Annotated in this window: 19 protein-coding genes and 1 riboswitch; of the genes, 16 read left to right on the top strand and 3 right to left on the bottom strand. The window is 61.8% G+C overall.

Annotated elements, in window-relative coordinates:
• The first annotated feature begins 989 nt into the window (after window positions 1–989).
• Together AC1D08_RS10780 and AC1D08_RS10775 are read left to right on the top strand one after the other, a co-directional pair.
• Window positions 990–3344 (top strand): hypothetical protein, encoded by a 2355-nt coding sequence (locus tag AC1D08_RS10780; protein ID WP_477423095.1) that lies wholly within the window; start codon window positions 990–992, stop codon window positions 3342–3344.
• 45 nt (window positions 3345–3389) lie between these two features.
• Window positions 3390–4478 (top strand): acyltransferase family protein, encoded by a 1089-nt coding sequence (locus AC1D08_RS10775; RefSeq protein WP_477423093.1) that lies wholly within the window; start codon window positions 3390–3392, stop codon window positions 4476–4478.
• Window positions 4479–4963: 485 nt separating this feature from the next.
• Here the strand turns inward: AC1D08_RS10775 and AC1D08_RS10770 are convergent, their stop codons facing one another.
• Window positions 4964–6037, bottom strand: a complete 1074-nt coding sequence (locus AC1D08_RS10770; RefSeq protein WP_477423091.1) for an acyltransferase family protein — start codon at window positions 6035–6037, stop codon at window positions 4964–4966.
• A gap of 81 nt (window positions 6038–6118) precedes the next feature.
• On the opposite strand from AC1D08_RS10770, the gene AC1D08_RS10765 reads away from it, so the two are divergent.
• The 5 genes from AC1D08_RS10765 to AC1D08_RS10745 are packed head-to-tail and all read left to right on the top strand — an operon-like array spanning window position 6119 to window position 7772.
• The gene (locus AC1D08_RS10765; protein WP_457151278.1) at window positions 6119–6826 is read left to right on the top strand and encodes a glycoside hydrolase family 108 protein; all 708 of its coding nucleotides are present in this window, start codon (window positions 6119–6121) and stop codon (window positions 6824–6826) included.
• Window positions 6826–7050 (top strand): hypothetical protein, encoded by a 225-nt coding sequence (locus AC1D08_RS10760; protein ID WP_457151277.1) that lies wholly within the window; start codon window positions 6826–6828, stop codon window positions 7048–7050. The genes AC1D08_RS10765 and AC1D08_RS10760 overlap by 1 nt, the downstream gene beginning before the upstream one ends.
• Before the next feature lies 1 nt (window position 7051).
• The gene (locus AC1D08_RS10755) at window positions 7052–7279 is read left to right on the top strand and encodes a hypothetical protein (protein ID WP_457151276.1); all 228 of its coding nucleotides are present in this window, start codon (window positions 7052–7054) and stop codon (window positions 7277–7279) included.
• Window positions 7264–7449 (top strand): hypothetical protein, encoded by a 186-nt coding sequence (locus AC1D08_RS10750; RefSeq protein ID WP_095091404.1) that lies wholly within the window; start codon window positions 7264–7266, stop codon window positions 7447–7449. The genes AC1D08_RS10755 and AC1D08_RS10750 overlap by 16 nt, the downstream gene beginning before the upstream one ends.
• On the top strand, window positions 7449–7772 hold the full coding sequence (locus tag AC1D08_RS10745) for a hypothetical protein (protein ID WP_095091790.1): 324 nt from the start codon (window positions 7449–7451) through the stop codon (window positions 7770–7772). The genes AC1D08_RS10750 and AC1D08_RS10745 overlap by 1 nt, the downstream gene beginning before the upstream one ends.
• Window positions 7773–7888: 116 nt before the next feature.
• Here the strand turns inward: AC1D08_RS10745 and AC1D08_RS10740 are convergent, their stop codons facing one another.
• Window positions 7889–8596 carry a hypothetical protein gene (locus AC1D08_RS10740; RefSeq protein WP_457151275.1) on the bottom strand — a complete coding sequence of 236 codons (708 nt, stop codon included), beginning with the start codon at window positions 8594–8596 and terminating at the stop codon, window positions 7889–7891.
• Window positions 8597–8790: 194 nt separating this feature from the next.
• Between AC1D08_RS10740 and AC1D08_RS10735 the strand changes: the two genes are divergently transcribed.
• Both AC1D08_RS10735 and msrA read left to right on the top strand, forming a co-directional pair.
• Entirely contained in the window at window positions 8791–10335 is a 1545-nt protein-coding gene (locus tag AC1D08_RS10735; RefSeq protein ID WP_457151274.1) for a glycosyltransferase family 39 protein, read from the top strand.
• A gap of 135 nt (window positions 10336–10470) precedes the next feature.
• On the top strand, window positions 10471–10989 hold the full coding sequence (msrA, locus tag AC1D08_RS10730; protein WP_457151273.1) for a peptide-methionine (S)-S-oxide reductase MsrA: 519 nt from the start codon (window positions 10471–10473) through the stop codon (window positions 10987–10989).
• A gap of 53 nt (window positions 10990–11042) precedes the next feature.
• Here the strand turns inward: msrA and AC1D08_RS10725 are convergent, their stop codons facing one another.
• Window positions 11043–11780: an SDR family oxidoreductase gene (locus tag AC1D08_RS10725; protein ID WP_457151272.1), complete on the bottom strand. Its 738-nt coding sequence runs from the start codon at window positions 11778–11780 to the stop codon at window positions 11043–11045.
• Between the two features lie 145 nt (window positions 11781–11925).
• Here AC1D08_RS10725 and AC1D08_RS10720 point away from each other — a divergent pair, with 145 nt between their 5' ends.
• From AC1D08_RS10720 to AC1D08_RS10690, 7 genes are all read left to right on the top strand, one after another.
• A complete protein-coding gene (locus AC1D08_RS10720) occupies window positions 11926–12846 on the top strand; it encodes a LysR family transcriptional regulator (protein ID WP_457151271.1) in 921 nt (306 codons plus the stop codon).
• 104 nt (window positions 12847–12950) lie between these two features.
• Window positions 12951–13064, top strand: a riboswitch (TPP riboswitch).
• Complete coding sequence (locus tag AC1D08_RS10715) at window positions 13055–13663, top strand: YkoF family thiamine/hydroxymethylpyrimidine-binding protein (RefSeq protein WP_095091410.1); 609 nt, start codon at window positions 13055–13057, stop codon at window positions 13661–13663. It overlaps the preceding riboswitch by 10 nt.
• Before the next feature lie 99 nt (window positions 13664–13762).
• The gene (locus AC1D08_RS10710) at window positions 13763–14518 is read left to right on the top strand and encodes an ABC transporter permease (protein ID WP_095091792.1); all 756 of its coding nucleotides are present in this window, start codon (window positions 13763–13765) and stop codon (window positions 14516–14518) included.
• The gene (locus tag AC1D08_RS10705; RefSeq protein ID WP_457151270.1) at window positions 14515–15294 is read left to right on the top strand and encodes an ABC transporter ATP-binding protein; all 780 of its coding nucleotides are present in this window, start codon (window positions 14515–14517) and stop codon (window positions 15292–15294) included. Before AC1D08_RS10710 ends, AC1D08_RS10705 begins: the two co-directional genes overlap by 4 nt.
• The gene (locus AC1D08_RS10700; protein WP_457151269.1) at window positions 15287–16309 is read left to right on the top strand and encodes an ABC transporter substrate-binding protein; all 1023 of its coding nucleotides are present in this window, start codon (window positions 15287–15289) and stop codon (window positions 16307–16309) included. Before AC1D08_RS10705 ends, AC1D08_RS10700 begins: the two co-directional genes overlap by 8 nt.
• A gap of 503 nt (window positions 16310–16812) precedes the next feature.
• Complete coding sequence (locus AC1D08_RS10695) at window positions 16813–17448, top strand: methyltransferase family protein (RefSeq protein ID WP_457151268.1); 636 nt, start codon at window positions 16813–16815, stop codon at window positions 17446–17448.
• Between the two features lie 474 nt (window positions 17449–17922).
• Window positions 17923–18471, top strand: a complete 549-nt coding sequence (locus tag AC1D08_RS10690; RefSeq protein WP_457151267.1) for a hypothetical protein — start codon at window positions 17923–17925, stop codon at window positions 18469–18471.
• Window positions 18472–18612: the final 141 nt, after the last annotated feature.

Genomic DNA, 18612 nt, shown 5'->3' with positions numbered 1-18612 from the left:
GCTGAGCCGGCAAATTGCGCGGAATTGCGCTGACAGTGCACCACTTTTTCGCCGCCATCCTCCCCTCTACGTTCAACCTACCCGCAGTGGCAGCCAGACGAACATGGAAGTGCACCGTCACCGTAGTCGCACCGCTCGCGCCTGCAGAAGGGCACTGCGTTGCGCACCGTCCTTGGCTTTTGCGCTTCAGGTAGGTCTAATTCCGTAGCGGGTCGTGGCTTTCGGCGCCGGTGCTTGCCGCCGTGTGCCGCCGGGTGTCTTGCCAAAGCTGATTGCGGGTCCGCCACCGCGTTGCAAGCTACCTCTTTTGGATGAGATGGGACCAGACCATATTCGTTGGCGCAAATACGGTGACTGTGCACGTTTTCTTTTCGCCGCCTGACTCGTTTTCCGAATTTCGCGGGCTTTCCAGTTTGCCCGGCAATCCGATCCAGGCATGCCTCGCCGCCTACCGGCCGGCCGACAGCCCTGCGCAGGGCGCAGTGTCCACGTAATTCCTCGCGTCCGGTTCAAGGGCTCTGGGACCGCTGTGGCAAGCCAATCCCGGCGTTCCATCAAAGTTTAACGATCGGGAAAGGGCCGTGGAAAGCACGTGCGGTAACAGTTGATTCAACCATCGCTGGTATATTAGGGAGTGTAAGTAGCGGCTCCGACAGTGCGGGGGGCGCTGTGTGCCGGAGCCGCCGGCGCAGTCCGGTTGGGGTTGACCGCGCCGTCCTATTCTGGGACAGCGCGGTCAACGATTCGTTAAAATTTTCCGGAACTAATAAAGCGCATGCTAATTGCGTCTGCGGCCGACGATTCTCATTTCGGCGCCTGCCTCGCCTTCCCGCCTGCACACAATGACGGCCGAACGGACTTGAGTGCACTGTCACGGTAATTCCGGGCCAGGCTGTTTCAAAGCAGGGCCAGGCCGCATTTAAACCGCCACACAATCCGCAACTTTCACAGCCTCGCTTTCGCGAGGCTTTTTTCATGGAGCAAGCCTTATGGCCCGACCTGCAACTGCCGCCGTTCGCCTGTTGACCGGCGAACGAGAACCCGTGCGCCTGGCAACCACGGGCAACATCATCTTGTCGGGTCTGAAGACCATCGACGGCGTGCTGACCGAGGTCGGCGACCGGGTGCTGGTGAAGAACCAATCGGACCAATCAACCAATGGCATTTACACGGCCAGCGAAGGCGTATGGTACCGCGCAACTGACGCGCGCACGTCGCGGACTATGCAGAAGGGGACCTCTGTCCGGGTCCAGCAAGGTTCGCAGGCCGATTTCGTCTATTCATTCCTGGCGTTCGAGCCGGTGATAGGAACCAGCGCCATCACCTTTTCGCTGTGGTCGCTCGGGCATATTGGAACGGAGCGCTATTCGACGGAATTCGGCTTTATCGATGATGGCGTAACGGACAATGACGCCGCATGGGCATTGGCGAAGGTAACGCTGGGTAGCGTCGACACTCTGGTCATGCTCACCAAAGCTACGGGCGTTTTCTACTTCGCCACGACGAGCGATTTCACCGGCTTGCTGATCGATGCATCCTGCAATCCCACCTTCACCGGACCTGGCGTTTACAACGACCGAACGCAAACGCAGAAAGCCAACGGCGACCCCGCCGTAACGGTGGTCGGGACCGGGGCACTTACGTTCCTCAGCGCCACCCTTCACAGCACCTTTAGGTTTCATGGCGAGCCGGTCGACAAGTTCGACTGGCTTACGGATGGCAACGTGGCCCACGAGGAACCGACCGTCATTGACATGACCACAGCCGCGATGAACCGCTTTTCGTGGCCAAATGGGAACACGTTGATCGCCTCGTCGACAGGCGTCTCGAAAGCGGCAAACCTGATTAATATTGACTGGTCGGCCGCCCCTACAAACACGCTGATCTTTGCCGGCTTCATTCCAGAGGTTGGGTGTCAATATTCGTGGGCCAGCGGCTACAACGCGACCGACGTTGGCTATGTCGTTCTGTACTACAACGGTGGCTATCACGCGATCTATGCTGCTGTCGGCGGCGCGATGACGCATAAGAAATTGACGGCTGCCAGCACGTTCACCGAAGCCACGGTCCAGCACTTCGGTGACGGCGGCCCGACCGACGTTGAACCTGCTTACCAGCTTACAAAGGCGTCGATCACGGTCGATATGATCACGCCCACTCGCTACCAGATTGGTCTAAACGGCGTCATCATCGCCGATGGTGAGTTGGCGTCGCCAGCCTTGCTCATCGGACCCGGTGCCCTTCGTCCTGCATCCGGTTCGGAAGTCGCCAATTTTCAGAACGTCGTCAAGACGCGGAGCCCGACACGGCTTGCACCGCGCCCGATCCGCGCGCTGTTCATCGGCGATAGCAAGATGGATGACATTATGATCGGCTGGCCGCGTGATGTCGCGCGGATCATGCAGGGCTCGATGGGTACCCAATGGGAATTTTCCAAGAACCTGGCTGTTGCTGGGGAGATATTGGCGCAACAACTCGTGCGCATAAATGCGGAACCTATATCGGGTTACACGGATGTTTTTATAGGGCTAGGAACAAACGACGCGCAGATCTCAACTGCTGTTTCATCGTTTGCGTCGGATTTCGCTTTGCTCCTTGACCGGGCTCTTGCAGCCGGTGCGAGGGCAATCGTCCTGCTGACGCCGCAGTTCTACGCAAGGGCGGCGGCGCAGACCTATGGCGGTATCGGCCAGAACTCTGGCAGCGGCAGCAACGTGCCTATTTATCGCGAGACCATCCGCCGCGTCGTTGCTACCTATCGAGACGCCGGCAAGCCCGTGGCCTTTGTGGACGCCGGCAAGATTTGCGGGCCGACTATTGCCCGATATCTTAACTGGAGCGGCGATCAGAACCGAGTTGACACCAACGTCTTTGACAACATCCACGAGACCCGTAGCGCCCGCACCAAGATCGCGCATGCTTGCGCAAGGGCGAGCTTCGGGTTGTCGACGCCTAAGCGCACCAGCGTCGTCAAGGGCGTCTTGGCGCTCACCTCGGCGGGCGGCACTGTGGCGGCAAATACAACATCGTACATTGGGGCGCATGCCTCCGTAACGTCGGCTCTCAACCCGGCGATTACCGTGCCGTTCGCAGGGGTCGTGAAAAACCTGCGAGCGCTTGCCAACCTCGTTCCGGGCGCGTCGCAGACATACACCTACACGCTATTCATCAACGGGGTGGGAACTCTTCTGACCTGCACCACTACGGCGGCAGTGCTTGTGTCCGCCGATACGGTCAACATAGTGGCGGTGTCGGCTGGTGACAGCTTGTCGGTGCGGGTGGTGAACTCTACGACGGGTGCGGTTGCTACCCATCAATGCTCTGTCGAGCTCGACGCCTCCTAGGCCACGGATGTTGCGGCGCCAGCTCTCCGCTGGTATCCATCCGCGATGCTCTATAAAAACATCCAGGGTCTTCGGGCCGTCGCGGCTCTAATGGTGGTGTGGGTTCATTTCTACGGCCATTGGATGGAACCAATACCGAGCGCTGTCGGGCCGGGTGGCGTAGATCTGTTCTTTGTGATTTCGGGCTTCGTGGTCTTTTTGGCCGCCGACAGGCTGGGCAAGAAAGCGGAGATCGGCGGACGGTGGCGCTCTTGCCGAGAGTTTGCCGTGAAGCGCGTGTTTCGCATCTACCCAGTCTATTGGGTCGCTTTCGGCGTTGCCTCGCTCCTGATGACAACGGTTGATCTTGGCTCACGCGCGCTGCCTCAGAAACCATGGTGGGAATTGGCGCTGCTCATCAATTCGCCGAACAACCGAATCCTGGCGGCTTGGACACTGCAATATGAGATGATTTTCTACAGTATGTGCGCGCTGGCGATCTTGGTGTTTCCGCGCCGCATTCTGGTTGTTTTGGCGCTTTGGTTTGCCGTTGTTTTTTACGTGTGGGTCGCCAATATTCAAGGGTTTCCAACATATCTGATACCGATCGTCTTGGAGTTCTCCTTTGGCATCGTTGTGGCTTTGATGGCTGAGCGGAAAATCTCCGGCTATGCGGTGTCCACTCTGCTTGTAGGGGTGGCCGGCTTTGCTGTTGGTGCAACTGTTCTGAGACATAGTGGCGGATGGGGTCTGCCGCCTATGTGGCGCGTCTCGTGCATCGGTCTACCCAGCGCCTTCATTGTTTACGGCTGCGTTGCTTTGGAAATCAGGCAAGCTTGGACGTTCTCGAAGCCTTGGGTCCGTTTGGGTGACGCATCCTATTCGCTCTATTTATGGCACCAACTGCTATACGCGGTGATGGTTGCCTTGTTCGTAAGTCCAGGCTTTGCGGGGATGCATGACCAAAGGCTGTTGTGGGTTTTCTCAGTTCCAGTAGCCCTCGGGGTTGGCTTCGTCAGCTTCTATCTGATCGAGCGCCCCATCAACAAATCCGGCTGGTTGGCTCGGCTGGCAGGCGTGGAGCCAAAAAAGCCGAGCGCTGCACCGTTAACTGTCGCGGCGGCCAGGACTGAGGCAATCCAGCAAGCTGTTTGAAGTTTTTCGTCAGAAACCGGGCGGTGGTGCCATGCTGGAATTGCCCGGCAACCGCCGATAGAGGATGGCTTTGGAGACTTCGGGGCTATGCACTATCGGAACGTCCAGGGCCTGCGCCGTCGCGTCATTGATGGTCCTGGTCAGTCATGTGCTTCACCCCTTTCGTGCCGATGCGGGGGCACTGGACAACGCCTTACATCTACAATTTCGGGCCTGGCGGCGTCGACATCTTCTTCGTTATTTCGGGCTTCATCATCTACACCGTTGGAGAAAGGGCCGGCAGCCAGTCCATGGACAGGGGCCGGTTTGCGTGTCGAGCGGTGGCTGCTGGACAGGGTCTGCAATGCCTTGATCGGATGCGCGTCAGAGCTTCGACAATCCAGCCGGCCGAGTGACTGGACCACTCGCCGAGCGTTTCGGGTTCAGAGTGGTATTTCCCCAACCCGAGCTGTTCCATCCAGTGTGATGTTCGCCAACGTTCGCCGCTATGTGAGCGCCGGCGCCCCCGAGGCTTCCTCCGGTGCTGGCTGGCCCGATCTAACACCGCCATTGGCAACCGGTTGCTGAGGCGCCGGTGGCTTGGGCGCCAGGCGCGATATCCGTCTACGCAGCGGCGTCTCGACGTAGCGGAATGAACAGTAGCTGGCGATCGTCACAACGATCAATGTCAGCCCGAACCAGATGGGTTTCGGCAAAAGCGAAATTGGCGTCCACATCTTGAGCGCGACATGGATGGGCAGGTGGAGCAGATAGAGGGAATAGGAGATGTCGCCATACCACTTCAGCACGCCCCGCCCCAACAGGCGCTGGGCAAGCGGGGAGGCTGTCGAAACCAGGACGAGAGAAGGCAGATAGACAAGGTACAGCGTGCCGCCGAAAAGGGATCTTGGCAATTCCAGGACATCGATCATTCCAGGCCAGGACAAGACGTAGAGGACCAGCAGCGCAACGAACGGGACATCGTACGACTTGTCCGGCTCAAGCTCGATACGCCCGGCGACGACGCCGGCGAGAAACAAAGGGGCGGCCTGCATGAGAACGGGCGTGCCGATAGCGGCTCCCTGGAGAATGGCCGCCGCCGCGAGCAGCAAGAAGTTGGCAGCATTGCCCAGACGCTGGCAAATCCACCAGATCAGCGGAAAAACCAGATAGAACTGGATCTCTCTCGGGATCGTCCAGAACACGGATTGGCCGGCCCAGAAAACGTAATGGTGCCACCATCCATCCCATTTCAACCCGTAAAAAGGCTGGTCGCGACCTGTCAGCAAAAGCCAGGCATAGGCTGCCGTCACGCAGATCAAGAACAGTGGAAGGACGCGCGCCGCGCGCTTGACCCAGAAGTCGATCACCGCCGAGCCTGAAATCGGGGCAGTCGAATACTTCCTGCCCATCAGAAACCCGGACAGCACGAAAAACAGTTCAACGCCGATGAGGCCGCACCAGGCAAAGGTGAGGGGATGCCAGGGTGTATCGGTCGCGAAATGCTGAAGGAAGACTGACAGCGCGGCGATGCCGCGCAGCCCATCGAGCGCGAATATTCGCGCATTGTTGTTCAGCAAGTTAGATCCCTCGTCCTGCGCCAACTATAGCCAAATTCCAAAACTCAGCAACCTGCCCGGAGAGGGCGGAAAGGAACTGCCATGGACCGCAACTTTGCGCGGGCGCTTGCGCTCGTCTTGAAATCGGAAGGTGGGTGGTCGGACAATCCGGCCGACCCCGGCGGCGCCACCATGAAGGGTGTCACGCTCGCCAACTTCCGCCGTTATGTGAAGGCGAATGCCACCAAGGCCGACCTGCGCAAGATCAGCGACCAGCAGGTCGCTACCGTCTTCCGCCGCTACTACTGGGATGCGGTGCTCGGCGCCGAATTGCCCGACGGGGTCGACCATGCCGTGTTCGATTTCGCCGTGAACAGCGGGCCGGGCAGGGCGGCGAAAACCCTGCAGGCGGCCCTGGGCGTCGCCCAGGATGGCCGGATCGGGCCGGCCACCCTTGCCGCGGCCAGGGCAAGGCCGGCCGGCGTCACCATCGACGCGCTATGCGATGCGCGGCTGGCGTTTCTCAAACGGCTGCCGACATGGGCAACATTCGGGCGCGGCTGGTCCGATCGCGTCACGTCGGTGCGGGCTCAGGCCTTGCTGATGTCGGCGACACCTGTGACCGCGCCTGCGCCTGTGCCGGCCGCGCCGTCGCCCGGCGCCGAAAAGGCCTTTGGCGGGGCGCCGGCGGCCCAGCCCGTGCCGCCGGCCGTCAAGACTGCTGCCGCCGCCGGCATCCTTGTCCTCATCGCCGGAGCGCTCGCGGCCTTCCGGCAGCACGTCACCGATATTTTCGGGAGCCTCTTTTGATGAAATTCCTCAACACCAACGCGCTGCACAATCTGCTCAACACGCTGATCGCGATCATCTGCGGTGGCGCCCTGGTCGGCTTCGACTGGACGATGTTCGGCGTCACCGATCGCACCGCGCTTCAGATCAGCGGCGCTATCGCCCTTGCCAAGATCATCATCAACGCGGTGCGTGACGGTCCGCTCGGCATGGTCGCGCCGCCGCCGCCGGTCGAGGAGAAATGAGATGGGAGCGCTCGCCATGCTTGGCCAGTTGTGGCCGTATCTGCTTGCAATGGGTGCCGCGCTCGCCGGTCTCTGGACGGCCTACGCCAAGGGCAAGGCCAGCCAGAAGGCCAGGCAAGATGCCGCCGACGCCGCGGCGCGCAGCCGAGCCCAGAAGATCGACGACGCCGTTGCCGGCCGGACGCCGGCCGACAACAGGGGGAGGCTAGCGAAGTGGTCAAGATCATAGTGCTCTCGCTCCTGCTGGCCGGCTGCGCAAGTGCTGGCGGGTCGTTCTGCGCGGTCGAGCATCCCATACGGCCGGCAAAGGCAGAGGTGGCGACCCTTTCCGGCGCGTCGGTGGCGGCGATCCTGGCTCACAATGAAAAGGGCCAGGCGCTTTGTGGATGGAGGCCGTGATGCACGATCTGTTCGACCTGCTCGGCATCAAGGGACCGGTCGTCGCCGCCGGCCTTGCCGGTGGCGTCCTGCGGGCGCTGTCGCGGCATCGCTACAAGCTGCGCGAAATGGTCGCCTCACCGATCTGCGGCGCGCTTGCCGCGGCCTATTTGACGCTGCCGGTGGTGTCCTATGTCAGGATCGCCGGCCTGCCGATGCCCGACCCCGCCGACGACACCACCACGCTTGCCGCGGCTTTCCTGATCGGCGTCTGCGCCATGTGGATCTCGGACATCCTGTTCGAGTTTGTCGTTCGCAGGTTCAAGCCGGGGGTGCAGGAGTGAACCGCAAACGGCAACCAACCCCTCCGCCGCTCGTTTACCCTACGCTGGTTGATCCCAGCACTCCATAAGCCTGCCCGCTGCCGCAAGGTGGCGGGCCTTTTTGCGTTTCGGCCCGATCAGGCAAGGATGTTGACGGCGCGTGCCGCGACCAGCGCGATGGTCAGCAGCGAGATCATGGCCTCGGCCATCATCAGCAGCTTGGCGCGTTGGCTGAGTGGCAGCGTATCGGTCGGAGAGAAGGCTGTCGCATTGGTGAAGGCGAGGAAGAAATAGTCGACGAAGCCGGGCAGCCAATCGCGGAGATCACGGTCGTTCAGCGTCATCTGCGCAAACAGGAAATCAGCCTGCGCGAGCTTGACGAGGCCGCAGGTCGGCGGCCCGCCCCGGTCGGTGCTCCAGAACCACAGGGCAAAGACGATGACGTTGGTCACCCAGATGTTGAGCGCGTCGATCAACAGCGTCGTGCCGCTGTTGCCGGCGTGCCCCTCCAGCAAGGCTCGCACCAGCAGGACCAGCGAGCCGCAATTCATGACGCTGATGATGGCGGTCATGGTCAGGGCCGTTCTGCGGATCATGATGCGAAACTGGCCGATCGCATGCCATTCGTGATCCTCGACCGCCTTTCTTGTGGCGACCTGTGTCCAGGCCGTCGCCACCGACAAGGGCAGCAGCAGGGCGGCTTCCAGCGCCGGCGCCAGCCAGCGCGGCCCGAAGGAGAGGTTGTTGATGACCAGAAGCTGCAGGCAGATGATGACGAGGACGGCCGCACGCGCCATCCAGAAGTCGAGCGCACGGTAGTGGATGACGGCATGGTGGTGGCGCATCGGGACCCGGATTTTTTCAGACAGGGTCAGACGTGCAACGCTGTCCTGCCTGGAGAGAGGACGCCGATGCTCCTGCCCGATCTTGGTGCTGCAATGGCACACAGCTATACTTTTTCGTAAGCTTCGATTTTTGGGGCTGTTCGTCAAACCGGACTATGTGATTTAAGCGCCGCATGGTGGGGATAGATGGATCCATGGATCACTTGGTGCCGGCGGGATTGCCCGCCGCCGGCGTCGATTCCCCATCGGTTTTGTCCAGTCTGATCCGTCATCCATGGCACCTGCTGGCGCTTTTGTGCCTGATGCAGATCCTGTGCTGGACGGTGGCACCGGCGCTTATCAACGTCTCACCGCCCAACGATGTCGTCGAAGGCTTTATGTGGGGACGCGAATGGGTGCTGTTGACCTACAAGCATCCGCAACTTCCGGCATGGCTGCTCGAGACCAGCCATCTCCTGACAGGATCGTTCCGCTGGCCGCAATATCTCGTGGCGCAGTTGACGATCTCGGCGACGTTCGTCCTGGTCTATCTGCTGGCCCGCGACATGCTCGGGCAGAGGCGTGCGCTGGCCGCCGTGCTGTTGATGCCGTCGCTCTATTTCTTCGGCTGGCCGACCCCGCAGTTCAATCATGACTACGCGCAGATGCCCTTCTGGGCCGCTATCTGCTGGCTGTTGTGGCGTGCGGGCCGCGGCGGTGGGCCGATCTGGTGGCTGGCGCTCGGACTGGTGTCGGGCGTCGGGCTCTACGCCAAGTTCTCGACCGGCCTGCTGTTGCTGTTTGGCGCGATCTGGCTGTTGTCCGACGCGCGGGCACGCAGCCGGCTCGCCACGCCTTGGCCATGGCTTGGGCTTGCGGTTTTCGTCGCTGTCGCGGCGCCGCTGGCCATCGAGCTCTACCGCGTCGATTTCCTGCCGCTGACCTACGCCGCCTGGCGCGATCAGTGGGTGATGGCGCATCGCTCCCGCTTTTATTATATCGGCGTCCAGGCGGCCGGACTCTGCGGCTTTTTTCTGGTGCTGGCGATATCCGGGCTGCTTCGGCGCTCGCCCCCGCCGCAAGAGCCGGTCGGGCGCGGTACGCTCGTCTATCTCTTGTGGATGGGACTTGGCCCGGCGATCCTCATCATGGTGGCGTCCCTGTTCACCGGCACAGGCGAGGCCTGGGGCGCGCCGATGTACAATCTTGCAGGCGTCGTGGCGCTCGCCTTCCTGGGCCACCGTCTCGGCGCCGTCGAGATGCGAAAGCTGGTAATCTGCGCGCTCATCTGCATCATCGGCATATCTGGTGCCTATGCGGGCATCCGCTGGACGAAATGCAATCTGCGTGGGCGCATGGACGCCGTCTGCTGGCCGGCGCAGAAGATCTCGGATGAGGCAGAAGCCGTCTGGCACGCGGCGACGCCCGGTCGGCTCGACATCGTCGGCGGCCATAACATTGTTGCGCCGCTGGCGGGCCTCAATGCTTATGACAAGCCGTCGATCTTCACCGAGCTGAACATGCAGTACGCCCCCTGGATCACCAAGCAGCGGCTGCGCGATCACGGCATACTCCTGGTCTGGCCCGGGCGCGACGTGCCACCCTATCTGCAGGCGTGGCTTGGCAAACTGCCGGTCAAAACCGTTCTCTTCGACTGGTCGCTCAAGGCGCCGCCGATGGCGATCAGCTTTGCCGCCGTTCCGCCCGGCGCGCCGCAGCTGCCGAGTGTGATCGACAGCCTCGCCCAACCCGGCAACTGAAGCAGGTCGGGCGGTCCGCTGGACGAAGCAAGAGACAATGCCCATTTATGGGGAGATCCAACTTGCTTTTTGCGCAATTCCAGACGGAAAACCACTACGCATTTTTCCTGGAATTGCTTTTTGAGGAGACGTGATATGGCGACTTCGACCGAACGCGCAGTGCTTGCCGGCGGCTGTTTCTGGGGCGTGCAGGATTTGATACGGCGCTATCCCGGCGTCATCTCCACCCGTGTCGGCTACAGCGGTGGCGATGTGCCCAATGCCACCTACCGCAACCATGGCACCCATGCCGAGGCCATCGAGATCAATTTCGATCCGGCCGTCATCAGCTATCGCACGCTGCTGGAGCGCTTTTTCCAGATCCACGATCCGACGACCCGTAACCGGCAGGGCAACGATGTCGGAATGAGCTATCGCTCGGCGATCTATTACACGAGCGATGAACAGAAGCTCATCGCCGAAGACACCATCGCCGATGTCGACGCCTCTGGCTTGTGGCCGGGCAAGGTCGTCACCGAGGTCGCACCGGTCGGTCCCTTCTGGGAAGCCGAGCCTGAACATCAGGACTATCTGGAGAAATACCCCAACGGTTACACCTGCCACTTCGTCAGGCCGGGCTGGAAGCTGCCGGTTCGCGAGAAGGCGGTTTCGTAGGGTTTACAGGATCGGGGCCAAGGCCCCGATCCACACCTTGCCGCCGTCGCGAATCAAGCCTGCTGTGTCGGATAGAGGGTCAGGATATTGACGTTGACCCTTGGTGGCTGCGAGACCGCGAAGAGCATGGCGGCGGCGATGTCCTCGCTCTCCAGTTGCTCCATGTCGCCCAACCTTTGCTCGACAGCCAGCCGAACATCGTCGCGCATATTGGCGGTGAACTCGGTCCTGACCGCGCCCGGCTCGATCACCGTGACGCGGATGCCGTCCTTGCCGATTTCGCGGCGCAGTGATTCGGCGATAGCGCTGGCCGCATGCTTGGTGCCGGAATAGACCACCGACGGGTGGATGTAGCGGCCGGTGCCCGACGAAACGATGACGATGTGGCCTGATCCCTGCCGTTTCATTGACGGCAGCGCCGCGTTGATCGTGTAGAGCAGACCCAGAATGTTGAGGTCGACCATCTCCCGGTATTCGCGGGTGGTGGTGTTCTGGAAGGGGGCGGCGACGCCGACACCGGCAACATTGAACAGCAGGTCCAGCCGGCCATGGCTTTCCAGCACGCGCCGGACCATGGCTGTGGCCTGCGCCTCGTCGGTGATGTCGGTCTCGATGGCCAAGGCCTCGCCGCCGTTGTCGCGGATGCGTGCCGCCAGGTCGTCGAGACGCTGCCGACGTCGCGCCGCGATGGCGACGACAGCACCTTGCTCCGCCAGCGCCAGCGCGGTTGCCGCGCCAATGCCCGAGGAGGCGCCGGTCACCAAAGCGATTTTTCCGTTGAGTTTCTGCATGTTCGTTGCTCCTGCTCAGAGGGAAATTCAGGTGTGCTCGATGCCGATGATTGCAGCCGTTCGAGGCATGTCCTCAAGCTAGGCAGCAGAAGCCATACCGAAAATGCGATAGGATGCCATCATACTCATTGGAGAATCTGGCATAATGCGAGGTAGCGACTATGCCGAGCTGAAAGCCTTTGCCGCTGTCGTGGCGCATGGCAGCTTCGCCCGTGCCGCTGAGGATCTGCGGATTTCAGCGTCGACGCTCAGCCAGACGATCCGTCAGCTCGAAACGCGGCTTGGCCTGCGCCTGCTCAACCGCACGACCCGCAGCCTCTCCTTGACCGAAGCCGGCGCGCGCCTGCATGCGCGCTTCGCGCCGGCTATGGCCGAGATGGAGGCGGCGGTCGGCGATGCGACGGCCTTGCGCGACACACCGGCCGGCGTCTTGCGCGTCCATATGCCCAGCGTTGCCGCCGCCACCTATCTGGAGCCGTTGCTTGGCCGTTTTCATGAGGTATGGCCGGACATCGTGCTCGATGTGACGATCGACGATGCCGCCGTCGATATTGTCGAGGCCGGCTATGATGTCAGCGCCAGGCTCGGCGAATTTCTCGAAGCTGACATGGTCGCGGTGGCGCTTGGCGGCACGCAGCGCCAACTCGCCGTGGCCTCGCCGGACTATATCGCCCGTTACGGATCGCCGTCGGCACCGGCCGATCTGCTCCAGCACCGCTGTATCAATTGGCGCCGGCCGGGCAGTGCCGGGCCCTACGCATGGGAATTCGCCAGAGGCGGCGAATGGTTCTCGGTCGTGGTCAATGGTCCGCTTGTCGTCTCCAGCCGCGACATGGCGATTGCCGCCGCCGTGCAGGGCGTCGGCATCGCCTTTTGGGCTGAAGACCTCGTGCGCCCGTTGATCGATGCCGGCAAGCTGGTGTCGCTGCTGGATGATTGGTGCGCGGCCTTTCCCGGTTGGTTCCTCTGCTATCAGAAGCAGCGTCATACAGCACCAACCGTACGGGCCTTCGTCGATTTCCTGCGCCATGCGCATACTGGGCGCCAGACAACGCCTGTTGGTTGAAAGTTTGTCGCTCGACGGTCCGGTTTCGCAGGCCTGGCGCAATGCTTTTGGAGGAGCACACCAAAAAAACGGCTTTCGCTTCAACTCGAATGGTGCTTTAACCCGCGCATCCACAGGGGTGCTCCGTACGGTCGGGGCTGAGAAGGGGGCGGCAAGCCCACAGACCCTAGAAGCTGATCTGGGTAATACCAGCGGAGCGAGGCGGGCGATGTTTTCAGGCGCACAGATTTCCCTATATCCCATGGCCGACGATTTCGTCGGCGTCATCCTTGGCGCGCTGGATGGGCTCGACCCCTACCGCGATCGGCTCAGGATCGAGACCGACGACATCTCGACCTTGCTGGTCGGGCCGCCCGAAGTGCTGTTTCCGGCGATGCGAGACCTGTTCGTGGCGGCGGCACGCAGCGGCAAACATTGCGTGTTGTCAGCCACCATCTCGCGCGGCTGCCCTGGCGAGCCAGATGATCCGATCTGCCGTTCCGATGCGCTTGGTGGGCCTGTCGGCCCCCTCGGCCCGCGCAAGGATGCGGCAATCGCCGCGGTGCGTGGCGCGGCTTTGACCGGCCAGCCGGCGGCAGCGCAGTTCTCGCTCTATGTGATGGGCACCGACGACCACATGGAAGAGATCTATGGCTGCATCGATTTTCTCAAGCAGTCCGGCGTCTATGAGCGCTCGAAGCATTTCTGCACGAAATTGCGCGGGGATGCCGGCGCGATCTTTTCGGCGCTGGACGAAGCCTTCTGCCGCTTCGGGCCAGGCGCCGGCCACGTAACCCTCGACGTCACGGTCTCGGCGAACAGCCCGTCGGCCAGCTGAGCGGCCGCATTCGCGACCCCGTCAAAGGTTATGCCCGTGGTCTCATCATCAGCCGCTTCGAGCCCGATCGCGAGCCTTCTTGTCAAGGCAGCACCGGCCATGATTTCGGTCGGGTTGCTGCTGCTGGCTTGGGAGCTCTATGCCACTTATTCCGGCATCAAGTCGACGACACTGCCGGCGCCTTCGCGTGTGTTCGAGCAGGCGATGCTCAATCGCGAAGCGCTGGTCGACAATGCCATTCCGACCATCCGGGCCACGCTGATCGGCTTTGCCTTTTCGCTCAGCGCGGCCTTTGCGCTGTCGATGCTGGTCGACTTCTTCCGGCCGCTGCGGCGTGCGCTGTTTCCCGTCTTCATTGTCAGCCAGACCTTGCCGCTGGTGGCGATCGCGCCGCTGGTGGTGCTGTGGTTCGGCTTCGGGTTGATGCCCAAGATCATGCTGGTGGCGCTGGTCACCTTCTTTCCGATGCTGGTGGCGCTGGTGCAGGGCTACGAGGCGACGGAGGCCGAGATCGGGCAGATGCTGCGCGCCATGGGGGCAGGGCGCTGGCGCGTCTTCTTGTTGGCGCGACTGCCCTCGGCGCTGCCCTATTTCTTCGCCGGCCTGAGGATCTCCATCACCTATGCCGTGGTCGGCGCCATCTTCGCCGAATATGCCGGTGCCGCGAAGGGGCTGGGCATCTACATGCTCAACGCCAAGAACAATTTCCGCCCCGATCTGGTGCTGGCCGCCGTCGGTGTCAGCGCCGCGCTCACGCTCACTCTGTTTGGGCTGACGGTGCTCCTGCAGCGCCTTGCCATGCCCTGGGAACGGGCCGCCGGCCAGCACCCCGCCGGGACGGGGCCGTGGCGATGAGCCGGCTCGAACTGCGGCATGTGCGCAAGGCATTTGGCCGGCTCGACGTGCTCGCCGACATTTCGCTCAGCGTCGGTGCCGGTGAATTCGTCTCCATGCTCGGGCCGTCGGGCGCTGGCAAGTCGACGCTGTTCCAGCTTCTGACCGGCGCGCAGCACGGCGAGGGCGAGATGTTCTTCGACGGCACGCCGCTCGACGACCACGGCAGGCATTTCGCCTTTATGCCGCAGCGTGACGCGCTGATGCCGTGGCGACGCATCCTCGACAACACGACGCTTGGGCTCGAAGTGCAAGGCATCAGGCGCAAGGCGGCGCGGGCGCGCGTTGCGCCGCTGTTTGCCGAGTTCGGGCTTGCCGGCTTCGAACGGCATTTTCCGGCGCAGCTTTCGGGCGGCATGCGCCAGCGCGCGGCGCTGTTGCGCACCGTGGTGCAGGAGCGCGACATGCTTTTGCTCGATGAACCGTTCGGCGCGCTCGATGCACTGACCCGCACCGCCATGCAGCGCTGGCTCGAGCAGATGTGGCGGCGCCATCGCTGGACGGCACTGTTGATCACCCACGATGTGCGCGAAGCCGTCTTCCTGTCCGACCGCATCTATGTGCTGTCGGCGCGTCCGGCCAGCATCGTCCGCGAAATCAAGGTGCCGCTGCCGCGCCCGCGCAGCCTTGGCGGCGCTGACGCGTTGCAGACAAGCGCAATCGAGGCCGAGATACTCGACATCCTGCTCAACCCCGAGCCCAACCCGCACTCATCCAAAGGACACGACCATGACTGACTTGACGCGCCGGCAGGCCTTGTTGCTCACCCTTGTCTCCGGTCTTCCGCTGGTGGCCGGAGCTGGCCATGCCCAAGCACAATCGGCTGCGCAAAAGGTCACCGTCGCCCTCGACTGGACGGTCAACACCAACCACATCGGGCTGTTCGTCGCCCGCGACAAAGGGTTCTATTCCGAAGCCGGGCTCGAGGTCGACATCCTGCCCTACAGCGATACCGGTGCCGGCACCCTGGTCGCCAACCGCGTCGCCGATTTCGGCATCAACGGCACCATCAGCCTGTTCACCCAGAAAACCGCCGGAGCCGACCTGAAGGGCGTCTATGCCGTCGTGCAATCCGAAACCGGCCGGCTGGTGTTCAACGCGGCACGCAGCGAGATAAAAAGTCCGAGGAACCTTGACGGCCTGACCTATGGCGGCTTCGGCAGCGCCTGGGAAAACGCCCTGATCGGCACCATCATCCGCCACGATGGCGGTAAGGGCAATTTCGAGACGGTGACACTCGGCACTTCAGCCTATGAAGCGCTGGCCAACGGTTCGGTCGATTTCACGCTGGAGGTCTCGACCTGGGAAGGTGTCGAAGCCGGGTTGAAAGGCGTCAAGCAGCGCAGCTTCGTCTACGCCGACTATGGCGTGCCTGATGAGCACACGACCCTGATCTCCTCGAGCGAGGCCTATCTCCAGGCAAACCCCAAACCTGCGGCCGCCTTCGTCCAAGCGACGCGGCGCGGCTACCAATTCGCCGTCGACCATCCCGATGCGGCTGCCGCACTTCTGATCGCCGCCAATAAGGACACATTGACAAATCCGGCGCTGATCGAAGCCTCGCTGAAGGCACTGATCGATGGCCACTATTTGCGCGGGGACAATGGCGCAATCGGCACGATGGATCCGACCAAGATGCACGCGATTGGCGACTACCTCTTCGCTGCGGGCATTCTGCGCGATGCCGATGGCAAAGTTCTGACGCAACGCCCTGAATTCGCGGAGTACTTCAGCAACTCAACTCTGGGGTAGGGAGCCTATCTGATTCTCGAAACTTCGAAGGACTCGCGTGGCGTGGCAGCTTCCCGTCAAACGCGCACGCATTGGCAGATTCCAGCTAATTCCTCGCGATCTCGTAGAGCAGAGTGGTTATGCCGCCCGGGTTCACCCTGCAGCGACAAAGCGGCTGCGTAGAGTTTCGCCACGCGACAGGTGGCTCCGGTTTCCCGCGACATGACATGGTTGAGCACGGCCAATTGTGCACGCAGCGCCTCGGCGGCTTTGCTGTGGAGCCGAAGACAGCAGAGACGCGTATCTTTGCCTGGGGCCGGAGACATCCTGCTCGTGTTTCGCACGATCGTTGAAGGCGTTCGCTGGCGTCCGGAGACACATAAGCGCTTTGCTGCCGATCTGATCTTCTTGATTAACCGTACGGCAATGGTTGCGTGCAAAGGTCGCCCCGAGGGATAACCGGGTGCTTGGCCTTGCTCATGTCAAAAATTGAAACCCTTTCGCACGTCAACGACGAAGGGATTTTGTCCGCAGCCCGAAAGCGGGAAATCCTGGTCGACCTGCGGGAAGGCTTCTTTCGGCTCTGCTCGCTGGCTTTCGCGGGGCTGTTTGTCTATCGCGGCATACACCACCTCATGCTCGACCCGACCCGTATCAATGTGGCACTGGTGGCGACGTCCGAGATCCTAACCTTTACCTGGCTGCTTTTGTCGCGGCGGCCGCAGGTTCGCGACTGGAACCCGCTCACGGTGATCGTATCCGTGATTGCCAGCTTCGGTGTCGGCTTCATCACCTTCGAGCCGGGCGTTGCCATCATCCCGGTCTATGTCGCCGCGCCGCTGCAAGCCCTGGCGTTGAGTTTCGTGATCTGGGGCAAGGCATCGCTGGGGCGTTCGTTCGCCATTCTGCCGGGCAATCGCGGCGTGATGACCGGGGGTGCCTACCGCCTGGTGCGACACCCGATCTATGCCGGCTATCTGGTCGGCCATGTCCTGTTCCTGCTGTCGGCCTTTTCCTTCTACAATCTCGCCGTCTACGCCGTCATCACGTTCTTCCAGGTGCATCGCATCCTGCGCGAAGAGGCGCTGCTTGCCGCCACGGCGGAATATCGGGACTATATGAAGCGCGTCCGCTACAGGCTGTACTACGGGATCGTCTGACAACAAGGCCCGTGCACAACGTCGTCGTTTTGTCGGCAATCGCGCAGGCAGCGTTTTGGCATGACCCGCCTTCTATTCCTGTCTGGCGCAAATTGACGTCATCGGGGCAGCCGTGACGCCAATGCGTTGCGTTTTGATGCGGACCTTTCGCTGACGGGCTCGGGGACCCATCGCGGCGGCCTGACCAAAAAGTTCATGCGGTCTCTGGCCTGGCGCCGCCTCGAACAAATTCCATAAAAATCGATTCTTAACAAACTTCGAAATACATATCGATCATAACGATCCGCTTCACATCGTTATCACGAAGATTGTACGTCAATTTTATTATTTTTATACTTTTACAATTTCAAAAATTAACACCATCAATCGCGCTGGCGAAGCGCTTTGTGAAACTTAAGTTCACTCCCTGCGTAGGTTAATTCGCAATCGGCCTCTGGCTGACTGCCTTATCTCAACGGCAACAGGGAGAGTGTTATGACTTTTTCGATCAAAACAGTCGCCAGTGTGTTGGCAAGTGGTGCGGTAGTCTTCGTTCTTTCGCTGCCAGCGTATACTGCAGGGCTCGGTCTTGGCGCAGGCGCCTCGGTGGGCGGTAGCGGCGGCGTCAATGCCGGCGTCGGTGCGTCGGTCGGCGGCACTGGAGGCGTCAACGCAGGCCTCGGTGCTTCCGTAGGCGGCAGCAACGGCATCAATGCCGGTGCCGGCGCCGATGTCGGCGGGGCTGGCGGCATCACTGCCGGCCTCGGCGCCAGTGTTGGTGGAACGGGTGGAGTCGGCGTCGGCGTTGGCGGAGGCGTTGGTTCAATCAACCCGAGCAATCCCGGTAATCCGGGCACAACAGGGAACCTGGGCAACTTCGGAACACCGCGTACTTTGGGACATCCGAACCTGCCGGGTGTCGTCGCCGACATGTCGGACAGTCAAGTGGCACGGTTGAAGAGGCGCTGCGTCGATGTCCTCGGCAGTTCCGGGGACTACGACCGCGACCTGCGCCAACTGTGCCTTTTGATCGCACGTCGCTGACGCCAAGAGCGCCGGGAGCGGACTGGCCGTGAGGCTTTAACCGCACTCTCCTGGCGTCCGTCCGGTCGGAAAGCCCGCCATCCCGGCGGGCTTTCCGCACACCTGCATGATTGTTCCCGGGCGTCCGTCGTCGCTGCGGCG

Source organism: Mesorhizobium sp. P2_E6, assembly GCF_056403835.1.
The sequence above is the reverse complement of the archived record's forward strand: the minus strand, read 5'-3'. Positions and strand labels throughout refer to the sequence as shown.